15 protein-coding genes and 4 tRNA genes are annotated in these 17,185 nt (G+C 66.7%); 5 read left to right on the plus strand and 14 right to left on the minus strand.

Annotated features, from left to right (window positions below):
* Positions 1–35: 35 nt before the first annotated feature.
* Positions 36–1,319 (plus strand): phosphopyruvate hydratase, encoded by a 1,284-nt coding sequence (gene eno / locus Tchar_RS00885; RefSeq protein ID WP_144327218.1) that lies wholly within the window; start codon positions 36–38, stop codon positions 1,317–1,319.
* A 12-nt stretch (positions 1,320–1,331) separates the two neighbouring features.
* Entirely contained in the window at positions 1,332–1,616 is a 285-nt protein-coding gene (locus Tchar_RS00890; RefSeq protein ID WP_144327219.1) for a septum formation initiator family protein, read from the plus strand.
* 25 nt (positions 1,617–1,641) lie between these two features.
* Here the strand turns inward: Tchar_RS00890 and hslO are convergent, their stop codons facing one another.
* Positions 1,642–2,607: an Hsp33 family molecular chaperone HslO gene (gene hslO / locus Tchar_RS00895; RefSeq protein WP_144327220.1), complete on the minus strand. Its 966-nt coding sequence runs from the start codon at positions 2,605–2,607 to the stop codon at positions 1,642–1,644.
* A gap of 13 nt (positions 2,608–2,620) precedes the next feature.
* Positions 2,621–3,145, minus strand: a complete 525-nt coding sequence (locus tag Tchar_RS00900) for a gamma carbonic anhydrase family protein (RefSeq protein ID WP_144327221.1) — start codon at positions 3,143–3,145, stop codon at positions 2,621–2,623.
* Between the two features lie 166 nt (positions 3,146–3,311).
* Between Tchar_RS00900 and Tchar_RS00905 the strand changes: the two genes are divergently transcribed.
* A complete protein-coding gene (locus Tchar_RS00905; RefSeq protein ID WP_236640077.1) occupies positions 3,312–4,172 on the plus strand; it encodes a ferritin-like domain-containing protein in 861 nt (286 codons plus the stop codon).
* Positions 4,173–4,293: 121 nt separating this feature from the next.
* On the opposite strand, the gene xerD is transcribed toward Tchar_RS00905, so the two are convergent.
* The gene (xerD, locus tag Tchar_RS00910; protein WP_144327334.1) at positions 4,294–5,196 is read right to left on the minus strand and encodes a site-specific tyrosine recombinase XerD; all 903 of its coding nucleotides are present in this window, start codon (positions 5,194–5,196) and stop codon (positions 4,294–4,296) included.
* A 36-nt stretch (positions 5,197–5,232) separates the two neighbouring features.
* On the opposite strand from xerD, the gene gloB reads away from it, so the two are divergent.
* Together gloB and Tchar_RS00920 are read left to right on the plus strand one after the other, a co-directional pair.
* On the plus strand, positions 5,233–6,006 hold the full coding sequence (gene gloB / locus Tchar_RS00915; protein WP_144327335.1) for a hydroxyacylglutathione hydrolase: 774 nt from the start codon (positions 5,233–5,235) through the stop codon (positions 6,004–6,006).
* Between the two features lie 173 nt (positions 6,007–6,179).
* Entirely contained in the window at positions 6,180–7,745 is a 1,566-nt protein-coding gene (locus tag Tchar_RS00920) for a transglycosylase SLT domain-containing protein (protein WP_144327223.1), read from the plus strand.
* Between the two features lie 161 nt (positions 7,746–7,906).
* Here the strand turns inward: Tchar_RS00920 and Tchar_RS00925 are convergent.
* The 11 genes from Tchar_RS00925 to Tchar_RS13885 form a co-directional block, all read right to left on the minus strand.
* Positions 7,907–7,982, minus strand: a tRNA-Gly gene (locus tag Tchar_RS00925).
* Between the two features lie 34 nt (positions 7,983–8,016).
* Positions 8,017–8,090: transfer RNA gene (locus tag Tchar_RS00930), tRNA-Cys, on the minus strand.
* A 67-nt stretch (positions 8,091–8,157) separates the two neighbouring features.
* Positions 8,158–8,233: transfer RNA gene (locus Tchar_RS00935), tRNA-Gly, on the minus strand.
* A 205-nt stretch (positions 8,234–8,438) separates the two neighbouring features.
* The gene (lon, locus tag Tchar_RS00940) at positions 8,439–10,862 is read right to left on the minus strand and encodes an endopeptidase La (protein WP_144327224.1); all 2,424 of its coding nucleotides are present in this window, start codon (positions 10,860–10,862) and stop codon (positions 8,439–8,441) included.
* Between the two features lie 67 nt (positions 10,863–10,929).
* The gene (clpX, locus tag Tchar_RS00945; RefSeq protein ID WP_144327225.1) at positions 10,930–12,195 is read right to left on the minus strand and encodes an ATP-dependent Clp protease ATP-binding subunit ClpX; all 1,266 of its coding nucleotides are present in this window, start codon (positions 12,193–12,195) and stop codon (positions 10,930–10,932) included.
* A 40-nt stretch (positions 12,196–12,235) separates the two neighbouring features.
* A complete protein-coding gene (clpP, locus tag Tchar_RS00950) occupies positions 12,236–12,844 on the minus strand; it encodes an ATP-dependent Clp endopeptidase proteolytic subunit ClpP (protein WP_144327226.1) in 609 nt (202 codons plus the stop codon).
* 171 nt (positions 12,845–13,015) lie between these two features.
* On the minus strand, positions 13,016–14,326 hold the full coding sequence (gene tig / locus Tchar_RS00955) for a trigger factor (protein ID WP_144327227.1): 1,311 nt from the start codon (positions 14,324–14,326) through the stop codon (positions 13,016–13,018).
* Between the two features lie 245 nt (positions 14,327–14,571).
* Complete coding sequence (locus Tchar_RS00960) at positions 14,572–15,879, minus strand: SLC13 family permease (protein ID WP_144327228.1); 1,308 nt, start codon at positions 15,877–15,879, stop codon at positions 14,572–14,574.
* A gap of 47 nt (positions 15,880–15,926) precedes the next feature.
* Positions 15,927–16,013 (minus strand) — tRNA-Leu (locus tag Tchar_RS00965).
* A gap of 107 nt (positions 16,014–16,120) precedes the next feature.
* Positions 16,121–16,483 (minus strand): GGDEF domain-containing protein, encoded by a 363-nt coding sequence (locus tag Tchar_RS13880; protein ID WP_236640078.1) that lies wholly within the window; start codon positions 16,481–16,483, stop codon positions 16,121–16,123.
* Complete coding sequence (locus tag Tchar_RS13885) at positions 16,464–17,168, minus strand: diguanylate cyclase (RefSeq protein WP_236640079.1); 705 nt, start codon at positions 17,166–17,168, stop codon at positions 16,464–16,466. Before Tchar_RS13885 ends, Tchar_RS13880 begins: the two co-directional genes overlap by 20 nt.
* Positions 17,169–17,185: the final 17 nt, after the last annotated feature.

A 17,185-nucleotide genomic window follows, 5' to 3' on the forward strand; every position in this document is an offset into this window, starting at 1 on the left:
TCCCAGGTTTATTTGTTCGTATCGAAGGAACCCACATGAGCGCCATCGTCGATATCGTCGGCCGCGAGATTCTGGACAGCCGCGGCAACCCCACCGTGGAATGTGACGTGCTGCTGGAGTCCGGCGTCATGGGCCGCGCTGCGGTGCCCTCCGGCGCCTCCACCGGCAGCCGTGAAGCCATCGAGCTGCGCGACGGTGACCCCAAGCGCTACGGCGGCAAAGGCGTTTTGAAAGCCGTCGAACACATCAACACCGAAATCTCCGAAGCCGTGTTGGGGCTGGATGCCAGCGAGCAGGCGTTCCTCGACAAGACGCTGATCGAGCTGGACGGCACCGAAAACAAGTCGCGCCTGGGCGCCAATGCGCTGCTGGCGGTAAGCATGGCGGTGGCGCGTGCCGCGGCCGAGGAGTCGGGCCTGCCGCTGTACCGCTACTTCGGCGGCAGCGCCGCCACCCAGCTGCCGGTGCCGATGATGAACGTCATCAACGGCGGCGCGCACGCCAACAACAACCTGGACCTGCAGGAGTTCATGATCGTGCCGCTGGGCGCACCCAGCCTGCGCGAAGCCCTGCGCTACGGCGCCGAAGTGTTCCATGCGCTGAAAAAAATCATCCACGAGCGCGGCATGAGCACCGCCGTCGGCGATGAAGGCGGCTTCGCGCCCAACGTCGCCAACCATGAAGCCGCCATCCAGTTGATCCTGGAAGCAATTGACAAAGCCGGCTATGTCGCCGGTGAGCAAATCGCCATCGCGCTGGACTGCGCCGCCAGCGAATTCCACCGCGACGGTCGCTACCACCTGGCCGGGGAGGGCTTGACGCTGAGTGCGGCCGAATGGACCGACGTGCTGGCCACTTGGTGCGACAAATATCCGATCATCAGCATCGAAGATGGCATGGGCGAAGGCGACTGGGAGGGCTGGAAACACCTCACCGAGCGCTTGGGTCGCAAGGTCCAATTGGTGGGCGACGACCTGTTCGTGACCAACACCCGCATCCTCAAGCAAGGCATCGAGCAGGGTGTTGCCAACTCCATCCTGATCAAAATCAACCAGATCGGCACGCTCACCGAAACCTTCGCCGCCATCGAGATGGCCAAGCGCGCGGGCTACACCGCCGTCATCAGCCACCGCTCGGGCGAGACGGAGGATGCCACCATCGCCGACATCGCGGTCGGCACCAATGCCGGACAAATCAAAACCGGCTCGATGAGCCGCAGCGACCGCATGGCCAAATACAACCAACTGCTGCGCATCGAAGAAGACCTGGGCGACGTGGCCGCCTACCCCGGCCGGGCCGCGTTTTACAACCTGCGCTGACGACGGCCTGCCATGCGTGCGCGCTGGGTCACGGCCGGGCTGCTCGCCTTGCTCGGCGCGGTCCACGCGCACATCTGGTGGGGCCGCGCCAGCGTCGCCAACGTCGAGGCGCTGCGGCGCGAGCTGCTGCGCCAGGAGCAGGCCAACGAGGCGGCGCGCCAGCGCAACGAGCGCCTCACGGCCGAAGTCCACGATCTGCGCGAAGGGCTACAGACGGTGGAAGAAATCGCGCGTGAGTCGCTCGGCATGGTCAAACCGAACGAAATCTTCGTGCAGATCCAAGGCGGCGCGCCGTGAGTCGGCGCCGGTGGCGCTGCCGGCCCTACTGGACGTGGTCCGACCCCGGCGGCTGCTGCGCCTGCGCCAAAAAAAGCCGCGCGGCATCGACCGCATCGAACCGGTAGTGCTGACCGCAAAATTCGCAGCCTACGTCCACCTCGCCCCGCTCGGCCAGAATCGACTCCACCTCGGCCGGCCCCAAGCCGCGCAACATGGCGGCCACACGCTCGCGCGAGCAGGTGCAGGCAAAGCGCGGCGCACTGCGCGGCCCCTCCAGCCGCATCAGGTGCTCTTGCCAAAACAGACGGTGCAGCAGTGTGTCGGCATCCAGCCGCAGCAGCTCATCGCGCGTCAGGCTCATCGCCAGCGTCGCGATGCGCCGAAAATCCTCGTCCTCGTCGGCTTCGCTGCGCTCGTGGCCCCTGCCCGCCAGATTGCCCAGTCCGGCGGTGGGCATGCGCTGGATCAGCAAACCAGCGGCCACTTCGTCGTTGGCTGCCAGCACCAGCCGGGTGTCGAGCTGCTCGCTCTGGCGCATATACAGCCCCAGCATATCGCTCAAGCGGTGCAGCGCATGACCGTCGGCATCGTGCAGCGGCACGATCCCTTGATAAGGCTGCTGGCCCGGTTGACGTTGGCGCGGGTCGAGCGTGATGGCGCAGCACCCCTGTCCGTGAACGTTGACCAGCTGCACCAAGTCGGCCGCAGCGTCCACGCCCGGCGTCACGGTCGCCGTGGCGCGAAAGGCCATATCGGGTTGCACCTCGGCCACCGCCACCTTCAGCGGCCCGTCCCCCACGATTTGCAGCACCAGCGCGCCGGCAAATTTGATGTTGCTGTGCAGCAACACGGCGGCTGCCGTCATCTCGCCCAGCAGCTCGGTTACCGGGGCGGGGTAGCCTCCGGCTTCGGCACGCCGCTGCAGCAGCTCCCGCCAGCCGTCGGTCAGACGCACCAGCGCACCGCGCACCGGCGCACCGTCGAACAGAAATTTGTGCAGCTCGGACACGCGCACCCCTTGGTCAGCCGATGGGTTGGAGCCCGACGCGAAAGCGCCGTGCGTTGTCGATGTAGTGGCGGGCGCTTTGGCGCAGACCCTCGATTTCCTCCGCCGTCAAGGCGCGCACCACCTTGGCGGGGCTGCCCAAAATCAGCACCTCATCGGGAAAGGTTTTGCCCTCGGTGACCAGGGCGCGCGCGCCCACCAGGCAGTGGCGGCCAATGCGCGCGCCGTTGAGCACCACGGCCCCGATGCCGATGAGCGACTCGTCACCGATGGTGCAGCCGTGCAACATCACCTGGTGGCCGACCGTCACATGGTCGCCGATGGTCAGCGGGTAGCCGATGTCGGCATGCAAAACGCTGCCGTCCTGGATATTGCTGCCGCGCCCGATGGTGATCGGATCCGTGTCGCCGCGCAGCACCGCGCCAAACCACACGCTGGCATCTTCGGCCAGGGTCACGCGGCCGATGACGCGCGCGTTGTCGGCCACGAACACCGACGGGTGCACGTCGGGGGCAATGTCGTCGAGTTGATACAGGCTCATCCGTAGAATTGTACGGATGCCCTCCGTTTTGTCGAATCCCAGTTCCATCGGCCCGTCTGACGGGGTGGATGGATCGCTACCGGCGACGGCCGGACCGACGCCAGCGGCCAGTGCCGCAGCCTGCATCCCGACGCCAGGCACCGGCTGCGCCCCGGCAGGCGCGGCGGTGCACACGACCGCCCCGCGCGAGCTGCGCCAGGCTGCCTTGCACTGTCTGCTGGTGGCTGATCCCGACGCCAAGGTGGCTGGTGTGCGGGCGCTGTGGCAGGCCCGTCACCCGAGCGACGACACGCCACCCCTACCGGTGGACAGCCAAGCCTGCCTGGCGGCGCCGGCAGTGCCGCTGCCCGGACGCCCCGCGCGTCCGCGCCTCGTCGTGCCGCAGGCCGTGCCGCCGCGCTCGCCATTCACCACCGAAGGCCACGCCGCCCTGCTGCACGCGATCTGCCACATCGAGTTCAACGCCATCAACCTGGCGTTGGATGCGCTGTGGCGCTTTGCCGGCATGCCGGCGGAGTTCTACGACGACTGGCTGCGCGTGGCCGCCGAAGAGGCCGAGCACTTCAGTCTGCTGCGCGGGCATCTGCGTACCCTGCCGGGCCCTGACGGTGCGGCCTGGGACTACGGCGATTTTGACGCCCACGACGGCCTGTGGACGATGTGCGAGCGAACCGCCGGCGACCCCGTGGCGCGTATGGCGCTGGTGCCACGCACACTGGAGGCCCGCGGCCTGGACGCCACCCCGCTCATCCAGGCCAAGCTGCGTCGCGTCGGCACACCGGCGGCGCAGCAGTCCTGCGCTGTGCTCGACATCATTCTGCGCGACGAAGTGGGCCACGTCGCCATCGGCAACCACTGGTATCGCTGGTTGTGTGCGCGTGCCGGCCTCGACCCCGTGGCCCACTATCGCTACCTGGTCGACGCCTACCGCGCGCCGCGCCTCAAACCCCCGTTCAATACCGCCGCCCGGCAGCGCGCCGGCTTCAGCGCCGAGGAGCTGGCCTTTTTGGCGCAACACGTCGTCTGAGCGGCGCCGGCGCAGGCCGCTTGCGGCAAACACGGTGCGCCCTGGCGTGCGGTGCATCGACACCGCGTGCGTCCCTCACCCGTGGTGGTAGGTGGGGGGAGCGAAATGCACGCGGCGGGCGCTAGCCGCCACCGCGCGGATGGTGGCGCGCATGCAAGGCCTTGAGGCGCTCGCGCGCCACGTGGGTGTAGATGGTGGTGGTGGAAATGTCGGCGTGTCCCAGTAGCAGCTGCACGGCACGCAGATCGGCACCGTGATTGAGCAGATGGGTGGCGAAGGCGTGCCGCAGCGTATGCGGCGACAGCGGCACGCGGATGCCGGCCTGCACGGCGTAGCGCTTGACCAAACGCCAAAACATCACCCGCGACATGGCACAACCGTGGCGCTCGGTGACGAATACATCGTCGCTGCGGCGTCCGGCCAACAGCGCCGGCCGAGCGTCGGCCAGGTAGCGGCGCAGCCAGTCGGCGGCCACATCGCCGAACGGCACCAGGCGCTCCTTGGCGCCCTTGCCGGTGATGCGCAGCACCTGATCCCCCAAACTCACCTCGAACAGCCGCAGGCCCACCAATTCGCTGACACGCAAGCCACTGGCGTACATCAGCTCCAGCATCGCACGGTCGCGCAAACCCAGCGGCTGCATCACATCGGGCGCAGCCAGCAGCGCCTCGACCTGGGCCTCGGTCAGCGTCTTCGGCACACGCTGCAGGCGCTGCGCCGACAGCAGCGGTAAGGTCGGGTCGGCGCTCATCAGCCCTTCGCGCACCGCCCAGCGGAAAAAGCGCCGCAAGGCCGACAGGCGCCGGTTGCTGGAGCTGGGGCGGCTGCCCGGCAGACGGTGCGCCAAATACCCTTGCAGCAAGGCGGCGTCGGCCTGCAGCAAACCGCTGCCGCGCTGCGCCAGCCAGGCGGCCAGCGCCTGCACATCGCCGCGGTAGGCCGCCAAGGTGCGCGGCGCCAAACCATCTTCCAGCCACAGCGCGTCGGCAAAGCGCTCGACCACGGCCTCATCGACGGGTATCATCCCCATATGACGATGGTACCGTCTGAGCCGGCGGCGCTGCACGTGCGGCCCTTGCCCGCCTTCGAAGACAACTACATCTGGCTGCTACACGACGGGCAAGCGGCGTGGGTGGTCGACCCCGGCGATGCGGCGGTGGTGCAACAGGCCCTGCAGACGTTGGGGTTGCCGCTGGCCGGCATTTTCATCACCCACCACCACGGCGACCACGTCGGCGGCGTGGCGGCGCTGCAAGCAGCCACCGGCTGCCGTGTCGTCGGCCCGGGGCGTGAAGCGCTGCCCACTGCCGTGCGCGCGGTCGATGAGGGCGACACTATCGACGCCCTCGGCCAGCGCTGGCAGGTGTGGCACGTGCCAGGGCATACCGCCGGCCACGTCGCCTATGTCAACGAGGCCGCAGCCGGCCAGCCGCGTTGGCTATTTTGCGGTGACACCCTGTTTTCCGCCGGCTGTGGCCGCCTGTTCGAGGGCACGCCGGCACAAATGCTGACGTCGCTGGATCGTCTGGCCCATCTGCCCGACGACACCCGCGTGTGCTGCGCACACGAATATACGCTGGCCAATCTGCGCTTTGCCCGCGTCGTCGAACCCGACAATGCCGACGTCCAGGCGGCCATGCGCGAGGCCGAGCAACGCCGCGCACGCGGCGCCCCCACCCTGCCCAGCACCATCGGCCAGGAGCGGCGAATCAACCCGTTTTTGCGCGTACGGGAACCCACCGTGCGCGCCGCGGTTCAGCAACACATGGCGTGCGCTGGCGACGACGTGGCCGTATTCGCCGCCCTGCGTCGCTGGAAAGACGGCTTTCGCTGAGACGCCGCCGCGCGCACTTGGTTTTTTTCGACGTTTTTCTGCACCACAAGACCTGCAACACCATGACGTGTGTATTCCGCCTGGGAATGCTGTGTTTGGCCGCGGCGCTGAGCGCCTGCTCCACCCTACCGACGGCCCCCACGGCCTCCCCCTCAAGCGTGCCGAGCGCCACGATGTCGGATCGACCGACAGCCATCCCCACCCCGGATCCCGCCGCGACCACCGCCAACGCCACCCTGGTGGCGCCCTCCGGCGCGCCGACCACCGACACCGCCTCAGTCGCAGCGAGCCTGCCGCAAGCGCAGCTCCCGCCCACCGCCCCGGTGGCCAACGTCGTGGCCCCACAGGACTTGTGGGAACGGATGCAACGCGGTTTTGCCATGCCCGACCTGGTGGACGAACGCGTGGATTACTGGGAGCGCTGGTACGCTAGCCGGCCCGACTACCTGCAACGCATGACCGACCGCGCCAGCAAATACCTGTTCCACATTGTCGAGGAACTGGAGCGGCGGGGCTTGCCGCTGGAACTGGCCTTGCTGCCCTTCATCGAAAGCGCCTTCAACCCGCAGGCCGTCTCGCGCGCCAAGGCCGCGGGCATGTGGCAGTTCATGCCGGCCACCGGGCGGCATTTCGACCTCAAGCAAAACCTATTCCGCGACGACCGGCGCGACGTGCTGGCCTCCACACGCGCAGCGCTGGACTACCTGCAGCGGCTGTACCAGATGTTTGGCGACTGGCACCTGGCGCTGGCGGCCTACAACTGGGGCGAAGGCAATGTGCAGCGGGCGGTGCGCCGCAACGCCGACGCCGGACTGGCCACGGGCTACTTGGACCTGCGCCTGCCGGCCGAAACGCGCGACTACGTGCCCAAACTGCAGGCGATGAAAAATTTGGTCGCTGGCCAGCGCCAAACCACGATGCTGCCCGCGATCGGCAACCACCCGTTTTTCGACACCGTCCGCATCGAGCGTGACATCGACGTGGCCCTGATCGCCCGTCTGGCCGACATCAGCGAAGCCGATTTTCGCTCCCTCAACCCGTCGCACAACAAGCCCGTGATCATGGCCGCGGGCACCCCCGAAATTCTGCTGCCCTGGGACAACGCCGTCCTGTTCGTGCAACGGCTCCGACAGCACGATGGCCCGCTGGCGAGCTGGACCGCCTGGCGTGTACCCAAAGATATGACGGCCGCCGAGGCAGCGCGCCAGCTCGGCTGGGAGGAAGCTGCCCTGCGCCAGGTCAACCACATTCCGCCGCGCATGCGGCTGAAGGCCGGTGCCACCTTGCTGGTACCGCGCGATGGCCGACTGGACCGCGATGTACCGGAACATTTGGCCGACAACGCCCAACTGCTGCTGGCGCCCGAGCGCGCGGCTGTCCGCACGGTACAGGTACGCGCGCGCGCCGGTGATACGCTCGTGAGCGTGGCGCGTCGCCACCGCGTGCGCGTGGCCGATCTGGCGGCCTGGAATGACCTGACGCCGCAGGCCCGCTTGCGCGCCGGACAGACATTACGGCTGCAGCTGCCGGTCAAGGCTGCAGCGCTCGCCCGGAAGAAGAAGCACCCTGGCCCCACGCAGGCGCGCGGCACGGCCGCAGCCCAAGCCGGGCGCAGTGCCAACCCGCAGCACGCTCGGGCGAAAAAGCAGATGTCTCGCACGGCTGGAGCCTCCCAGCGCGGCCAGCCCAGCGGTGACCAAAAAGCCGTGCGCGTCGCCCAGACCCCGGCAGCACGCTGAGCCCCGCATCATCGGCACGCCCGGGGGCCCCGCCCTGCGGGGTTGTGCCAAGCGCCGGTCAATGCCCCGCCGCACGCTGCGCAGCGCCGGACGCTCCATTCAAACGATGCTGGGCCGAAAACGAAAAGGCCGGGGCTTAGACCCCCGGCCCTGGATGACGATGGAGCGGGAAACGAGTCTCGAACTCGCGACCTCAACCTTGGCAAGGTTGCGCTCTACCAACTGAGCTATTCCCGCCTGTGTCGGCGTCATGCAGACACCGACGCCAATTTGGAGGCGCGGGCCGGAGTCGAACCGACCTACTCGGATTTGCAATCCGGTGCATAACCGCTTTGCTACCGCGCCTTGTCTGGTTCAACCCGACAGACCGCCGGATTCGATACCTGATGCGTGTCATCAGGCACCTACTGTTTGGAGCGGGAAACGAGTCTCGAACTCGCGACCTCAACCTTGGCAAGGTTGCGCTCTACCAACTGAGCTATTCCCGCTTGACCTGTCTGACGACCCCTTTCGATGAAGCCGTTTCGCTGTCACCGCCGTTGCCGTCTGAAGCCTGTATTCTACACCAAAAAAGGATCGCTTCGATCGACGAGAGACCACCAACCCGTCACCGCGCGGTGGTCTCCACCGCACACCGCCGCTCGGCGTCGGCGGTGGCTACGCTGGCCGCGCGCACGGAGGCAGGGCCGCGCTTCAGTGTGTGACCGCTGGCGCCTCGGTTGCCGGCGTGGCCACTGGGGTAGGCGTCATCGGCTCGGCGTCGGGCAGGGGCTCGGGCAGACGCTCCAGCGCCAGCTCCAGTACCCGGTCGATCCATTGCACCGGCACGATCTCCAAGCCTTGCTTGACGTTGTCGGGAATCTCCGCCAGATCTTTGACATTGTCCTGCGGGATGAGCACGGTGCGCACCCCCCCGCGCAACGCCGCCAACAGTTTTTCTTTCAGGCCGCCGATGGCGGTGACCTCGCCGCGCAAGGTGATCTCGCCCGTCATTGCCACGTCGGCGCGCACGGGAATACCCGTCAAGGCCGACACCATCGCCGTGGTCATTGCAATACCGGCGCTGGGTCCGTCTTTGGGCGTCGCGCCGTCGGGCACGTGGATGTGGATGTCGCGCTTGTCGAACAGCTCGTCCGGGATGCCCAAGCGCCGTGCACGGCTGCGCACCACGGTGCGCGCCGCCTCCACCGACTCCTTCATCACGTCGCCCAGCGAGCCGGTGCGAATGACGTTGCCCTTGCCAGGCATGATCGCCGCTTCGATGGTCAGCAGGTCGCCGCCGACCTCGGTCCAGGCCAACCCCACCACTTGGCCCACTTGGTTTTGCTGCTCGGCGCGGCCATAGGTGTACTTGCGCACACCCAGGAAGTCCGACAGATTCTCGGGGGTGACCACCACTGGTTTGCTCATCTTGCCCAGCAGCAGACCCTTGACGACCTTGCGGCAGATGCGCGAGATTTCGCGCTCCAGCGCGCGCACGCCGGCCTCGCGGGTGTAGTAGCGCACGATGTCGCGTACCGCGGCTTCGGTGACGTCCAGCTCGTCGTCCTTGACCCCGTTGTGGGCGCGCTGCTTGGGCAGCAGATAGCGCAGCGCGATGGCCACTTTTTCGTCTTCGGTGTAGCCCGACAGGCGGATGACTTCCATGCGGTCGAGCAGCGCCGGCGGGATGTTGAGCGAGTTCGAGGTCGCAACGAACATCACATCCGACAGGTCGAAGTCGAGCTCGACGTAGTGGTCCTGGAAGGTGTGGTTTTGCTCGGGATCGAGCACCTCCAGCAGGGCCGACGCTGGATCGCCCCGGAAGTCCATCCCGAGTTTGTCGATTTCGTCGAGCAGGAACAGAGGGTTGCGCACGCCCACTTTGGTCAGGCTCTGCAGAATCTTGCCCGGCAGTGCGCCAATGTAAGTGCGACGATGGCCACGGATTTCGGCTTCGTCGCGCATGCCGCCCAGGGCCATACGCACATACTTGCGCCCGGTGGCCTTGGCAATCGACTGCCCGAGCGACGTTTTGCCGACCCCGGGCGGGCCGACCAGGCAGAGGATGGGGGCCTTGACCTTGTCCACCCGTTGCTGTACCGCCAGATATTCCAGAATGCGCTCTTTGACCTTTTCCAGGCCGTGGTGGTCGGCGTTGAGCACTTCCTCGGCATAGGCCAGGTCGTGGCGCACCTTGGTCTTTTTGCTCCACGGCAAATTGACCAGCACGTCGATGTAGTTGCGCACCACGGTGGCTTCGGCGGACATGGGCGACATCAGCCGCAGCTTCTTGAGCTCGCTTTCGGCCTTTTTGCGCGCCTCGGCTGGCATGCGCGCGGCTTTGATCTTTTTCTCCAGCTCCTCCAGGTCGGCGCCGGCCTCGCCTTCGCCGAGTTCCTTCTGAATCGCCTTGACCTGCTCGTTCAGATAGAACTCGCGCTGGTTTTTCTCCATCTGGCGCTTGACGCGCCCGCGGATGCGCCGATCGACGTTGAGAATTTCGACCTCGGCTTCGAGTTGCGCGAACAGGTACTCCAAGCGCGGCACCAAGCGCTCCAAGTCGAGCACGCTCTGCTTGGCCTCGAGCTTGAGCGGCAGGTGCGCCGCAATCGTGTCGGCCAAGCGCCCGGGGTCGTCGATGCTGGCGATCGAGGTCAGGATCTCCGACGGGATCTTTTTGTTGAGTTTGACGTACTGGTCGAATTGCTGCATGACGGCGCGACGCAGCGCCTCCAGCTCGGTCGGGTCGGCGTCGGCACGTTCGGCCTCGGCATCCACCGGCAGCACATTGGCGGAAAAATGCGTCTCGCCTTCATCGACCTGCAGCAGCTTGGCACGCTGCACCCCCTCCACCAGCACCTTCACCGTGCCGTCGGGCAATTTGAGCAGCTGCAAGATGCTGGCCACACAGCCCATTTCGAACAGATCGCTCGGCTTGGGCTCTTCCTTGGCCGCGGTTTTTTGCGTCACCAAGACGATGCGGCGCTCGTGCGCCATCGCCGCTTCGAGCGCTTTGATGCTTTTGGGCCGCCCCACGAACAGAGGGATGACCATATGGGGGAACACCACCACGTCGCGCAGCGGCAACAGCGGCAGCGCCACGGGCTCAGAGGGCAGCGGGGTTTGTCCGGACATCGGCAATTCCTTTCTGGCTGGGCAGGTGGGGGCACTGGGCGCCGTCTTCAAGCAGCCGGCGCCCCCATCAGGCCTGCTTGGCCTCTTCGCGATAGACGAGCAGCGGCGCCTTGCCCTCCGTGATCGTGGCTGCCTCGACCACCACGCGCTCGACGTTGCGCAGGCTGGGCAGCTCGAACATGGTGTCCATCAGCGCTTGTTCGAGAATCGAGCGCAGACCGCGAGCACCGGTCTTGCGCTCCAGCGCCTTGCGCGCGATGGCGCGCAGCGCCTCGGGCCGCACCTCCAGTTCGACCCCTTCCATCGCGAACAGTTCGGCAAACTGCTTGACCACCGCATTCTTCGGCACGGTCAGGATATCGACCAGCGCATCCTCGGTCAGTTCAGCCAGCGCCGTGACCACTGGCAGGCGCCCGACCAACTCCGGGATCAGCCCGTAGCGCACCAGGTCGTCGGGTTCCACCTGGGCAAACAACTCGGTGATGGGACGCTTGCGCTTGCTGCGCACGGCCGCACCAAAGCCGATCCCGGACGATTCGGTGCGCTGCTCGATGATCTTCTCCAACCCGGCGAAGGCGCCGCCACAGATGAACAGGATGTTGGTGGTGTCCACCTGCAGCATGTCTTGGTTGGGGTGCTTGCGCCCGCCCTGGGGCGGCACGCTGGCCACCGTGCCCTCGATCAGCTTGAGCAGCGCCTGCTGCACGCCCTCGCCCGAGACGTCGCGCGTGATGGAGGGGTTTTCCGATTTGCGCGTGATCTTGTCGATTTCGTCGATGTAGACGATGCCACGCTGCGCCTTGGCCACGTCGTAGTCGCAGGTTTGCAGCAGCTTGGCGATGATGTTTTCGACGTCTTCGCCGACGTAGCCCGCTTCGGTGAGCGTGGTGGCGTCGGCCATGACGAAGGGCACGTCGAGCTTGCGCGCCAGCGTCGAGGCCAGCAAGGTTTTGCCCGAGCCGGTGGGGCCGATCAGCAAAATATTGCTCTTGGCCAGCTCCACCCCGCTCTTGCGCCCTTGCTCGTTGTGGCGCAGGCGCTTGTAGTGGTTGTACACCGCCACCGCCAGTGTCTTCTTGGGCACTTCCTGGCCTATGACGTACTGGTCCAGGTGCTCCTTGAGCTGCGCTGGCGTAGGCAGGGCATCGCCGTCGCCGCCGATGGCCGATGGCGTCTGTCCCACCTCGTCGCGGATGATGTCGTTGCACAGGTCGATGCACTCGTCGCAGATGAACACGGACGGTCCGGCGATGAGTTTTTTGACCTCGTGCTGACTCTTGCCGCAAAACGAGCAATACAGGGTCTTGTCGCGGCTGCCTTTTTTCTCGGGCATGGGTATGGAGCCTGTGGTGTGGTAGAGGAAAGCGAAGCGCTCAGGCGCGTTTGTCGATGACCTTGTCGACCAGGCCGTAGGCCGCTGCCTCGCTGGCCGACATGAAGTAGTCGCGCTCGGTGTCGCGCTCGATTTTCTCCAGCGGCTGGCCGGTGCGCTCGCTCAGGATGCGGTTGAGGTCGGCGCGCAGACGCAGGATTTCACGGGCGTGGATTTCGATGTCGGTGGCCTGACCCTGGGCACCACCCAGCGGCTGGTGGATCATGACGCGCGAGTTCGGCAGCGCAAAGCGCTTGCCCTTGGCGCCCGCGGCCAGCAAAAACGCCCCCATGCTGGCCGCCATGCCGATGCACAAGGTCGAGACATCGGGCTTGATGAAGTTCATGGTGTCGAAAATGGCCATGCCAGCGCTGACCGAGCCGCCCGGCGAGTTGATGTAGAGCGAGATGTCCTTGTCCGGGTTTTCGCTTTCCAGGAATAGCAGCTGGGCCACCACCAGATTGGCGGTCTGATCGTTGACCGGGCCGACCAGAAATACCACCCGCTCCTTGAGCAGGCGGGAATAAATGTCGTAGGCCCGCTCCCCGCGGCCCGACTGCTCGATGACCATCGGAATCAGGCCCAGGTTCTGTACGTCCAATGCGCTCATGCGTCGGTTGCTCCGTGTCGAAAAGAATGCGTAGCCAGGGCTTACTGTAACCGCTTGCGCGCCCGGGTTGGGCGGCAGCCAGTAAAAAGGGCGGACACTGCGTCCGCCCTTTTGGGGCTGCAGCGCCGTGTGGCCGCCGCAGCCGCAGCCCACCAGCCGTGCGCCCGCCGCTCAGCCCTGCCCCATCAGCTCGGCAAAGCCGATGGTCTTGGGCGTCACGCGCGCCCGGGCAAAGATGTAGTCGGCGACGTTGTTTTCCAGCACGATGGCCTCGATTTCCGACAAGCGGTCGGGGTTGGACTTGTACCAGTTCACCACCGCGTCCGGGTATTCGTAGGACGAGGCCAGCTCGCGCAGATGCGCGTCGACCTGCTCGGCCGTGGCGCGCAGATCGTTGGCCTTGATCAGCTCGGCCACCACCAACCCCAGGCGCACGCGGCGCTCGGCTTGCTGCTGGAACAGTTCGCGCGGAATCGGGGCCTGGTCGGCGTTGGGCACGCCGCGCTGTTTCAGATCGTTGCGCGCGCCCTCCACCAGGCGATCGATTTCGGCCTGCACCGCGGCCTTGGGCAGGTCGAGCTCGGAAGCCGCGGCCAGCGCTTCCAGCGCGGCACTCTTGTTGCGCGCCTGCAGGCGGAATTTGACCTCGCGCTCCAGATTGCGGCGAATGTCCTCACGCAACGCCTCCAGCGTGCCGGCCTCGACGCCCAGCGACTTGATGAAAGCCTCGTCGACCTCCGGCAGGTGCTGTTGCTCGATTTTTTTCAGCGTCACCAAGAAGTCGGCCGTCTTGCCGGCGACTTCCTTGCCGTGGTAGTCCTGCGGAAAGGCCAGCGGGCAGGTCTTGGACTCGCCAACCTTCATGCCCCGCACGGCGCCCTCGAACTCCTTGAGCATCTGGCCCTCACCGATCACGAAGGTGAAATCGGTGGCCTGCCCGCCCTGGAACGGCTCGCCGTCGATCTTGCCCTCGAAGTCGATGGTGACGCGGTCACCGTCTTGCGCCGGCTCGCCCTCGGCACGCGGGCCGAAGGTGCGGCGCTGTTTGCGCAGAATCTCCAGCGTGCGCTCGATGGCGGCCTCATCCACCTGCGCGTCGAGCTTTTCCAGCTCCAATGCCGACAAGTCGGCCAGCTTGACCTCGGGGAAGACCTCGAACACCGCCTCGAAGGCCATCATGCCTTCTGGTGCACTGTCCTTCTCGGTGATGCGCGGCTGCCCGGCCACGCGCAGCTGGGCCTCGGTGACGGCGCGACCGAAGGCAGCGCCGACCTGATCGTTGACGACTTCGTACTGCACCGAGGCGCCGTAGCGTTGCGCCACCACCGACAGCGGCACCTTGCCCGGGCGAAAACCGTCCATCTTCACCTGGCGCTGCAGGCGCCTCAGGCGTGCGTCCACCTCCTTGTGAATCGCCTCCAGCGGCACCTCGAGCGTGATCTTGCGCTCGAGCTTGTCCAGGGTTTCGACGTTGACTGCCATGATGACTCCTGTTGGGGTTTGGGGGATCTGCGCATGGGCAAATCCCGAGATCGGGGGTGCGGGGGCTGGCCGCAGCCGTCTCTCTGCACGGACGGCCGCTGCGTCGCGCGCCGCTGCCGCGGCCAACGAGCGCAGGCAAACGCCCGCGCCGCAGGGTAAATCAGGGATTGTAGCGAAGGCGATTACCGGCGCGAACCCGACGCCGATCGGCCTGCACGCCGACAGGGCTGGTTGACAGCGCGGCTTCAGCGGATGAGCCCGCCGTGCGCCAACCACCAGGCCAGCAGGCTCGCTGCCGTCACCGGCACCCCGATGCGCAAGTGCTGCCGCCAATCGATGAGCACGCCATCGCGCGCGGCCAAATCGGCCACGATCAGGTTGGCGATCGAGCCCACCAGCAGCAAGTTGCCCGCGAACGTGCTCACCAACGCCAGCGTCACCGCCTGCTCCGGGGTACTGAGATGCGGCAGCAGCAGCATCACGGCGGGGACGTTGGAGATCAGGTTGGACAGCGTCACGCCGACGGCGGCCAACACCAAGGGATCGGCCAGCGTGACGCCCTGCTGCGCCAGCGTCGCCACCGCCTGTGCGGGCCAGCCGGTCAGCTCGAACCCGCGGTTGACGATGAACAACCCCACGAACAGCAGCAACAGCGGCCAGTCCACCAAACCCATCACGTGGGCGGAATGCAGGCGGCGGCTGAGCAACAGCACGCCCGCGCCGACCAGGGCGGCCACATCGTGTCGCCAATCGGTCCACAGAAAAACGATCAGCAAAAACGCAGCCACCATCAACCCCTTGGTGGATTGCCAGCGGTCTGCGGTATCGTCCGCCGGCACCTCGAACCGCGCGGGCGCGTCGGGGCGAGCGGGCACCGCCGCACCGTCCGACCGGGACTGCGCGTCTGGCGAGGACGGGGCTGCGGGCGCTGCCCGCAGCCGCCAGGCCAGCCATGCCCACAGCGCCAGCAGGGCCAGCGCTACCGGAGCGGCCGCGGCGCGCACATAGGCGCCAAACGGCACCTGCAGCACCGAACCGATCAGCATATTCTGGGGATTGCCGATCAAGGTCGCGGCCGAGCCGATATTGGCCGCGCACGCCACGCCCACCAGCCAGGGCACCGGGTCCCAGCCGCGCCGCCACGCGATGCGCACCACCACCGGCGTCACCGCCAGGCACACCACGTCATTGGAGAAGACCGCCGACAACGCCGCCACCACGGTCAGCAAAACCGCCAGCAAGGCCGACGCCGGCAGTGGCCAGGCGCCCACCGCGCGGGTGACCGCGACATAGAAGCCGCCCAGGCGCAGCTGCGCCGAAATCAACATAAAGGCAAACAACAACGCCAGGGTGGGCAGGTCGATCGCCACCGCGGCCTCCGGCACACTCCAGCCATGCACGGCGGTCATGGCAATCGCACCCAGCACCGCCACCCCGGTGCGGTCGAGTTTCAGACGCGGCAGGCCACCCAGAAACATACCGATATAGACCACGGCAAAAATGGTCGCAGACGCGATGTCGCGCCACGGAGGCGCCAAGCCATCGGTCAGCATCTGGGGGGCGTGCGGACGAGCCGGCGGGGCGCACCGACGGTGCGGCTTGGTGCGCGGGGGGGGACTCGAACCCCCACGCCATCGCTGGCGTCAGGACCTAAACCTGGTGCGTCTACCAATTTCGCCACCCGCGCGCGGTGCGGCCACGGGCGCGCACCTCATCTGAACAAAGTGGCGTGATTGTAGCGGCAGACCCACGCCGCCAGAGCTCCGCATCGCAGCGCACCGGCGCCTGCTCGTCTCAAAAAAGTTCGATGTCGCCTTCCGCGCCGCGGGAGGCAGCGCTCGGCTCGGCGGGATTGACGTCGGTTTCGTAGCTGCAGACCTGATTGCGTCCCTGGCTCTTGGCCAAATAGAGCGCGCGGTCGGCACGCTCGAAGGCATCCGACGGGGTGTCGTGTTCCCGGATGCGGGTATAGCCAACGCTGACCGTGATGCGCCCCACCTGCGGGAATGGGTAGTCTTGTACCTGCAGGCGCAAGCGTTCGAGGGCGGCGCGGGCTGCTTCCGGGTCGGCCGCGCGCATCAGTACCACGAACTCCTCGCCGCCAAACCGATAGATGCGATCGTCGTGCCGAAACGTCTTACGCAGCAACCGCGCCATCAGCAACAACCACCTCGTCCCCGATCAAATGACCGAAGCGGTCATTGACCGATTTGAAGTGATCGACATCCACCACCGCCAGCCAATACGCATCGCCGCCTCGGTGTCGTCGCGGATCAGCCGCATCGTCCGCAGCCGGCCCGGGCTGCGTGGCGCGGTAGAACGTGTCGTCGAACGACTCGCGGTTGAGCAGCCCGGTGAGGGTGTCGCGCTCGCTGGAGTCGAGCAAATTGATGAAATTTTCGTAGATGCGCGCCAAGCCCTCGACCAGGCGCACGGCCCAGTCGGCGCCCGAGGCGCAGGCGTCGCACTCGACGACGATCGCGAGCCGGTCGGCGCTGTCCGTCACCACCGGCACGACGACGCGCACCCCGCCCGTGTCCGTCAGCGCGAGCGTGCGACGCTGCGCCAGGGCTTGTGCGATTGCCGCGTCCGCGGCCAGCAGCGGTCCCTGCTCCAACGCCGCCAATACCGATGCCGACTGCGGCTCGGTCCAGCCCCGCTCCATACTGACCCGGGTCCACAACCGCTCGCCGTCGTCGGTTGGCACCACCTGCACCAGCGCCACCCGGCGCGCATCGAGCAACGCCCGCAACACCTCGACAAACGTGGCATCGACGCTGTCGCGGTCGCGCCCACGCGTGAGCCGCTGGATGTGTTCGAGATGTTCGATGACGTGCCGCATGGCGACCGCACACGAAG

Origin of the sequence: Tepidimonas charontis (assembly GCF_007556685.1) — a bacterium.
GTDB lineage: Bacteria > Pseudomonadota > Gammaproteobacteria > Burkholderiales > Burkholderiaceae_C > Tepidimonas > Tepidimonas charontis.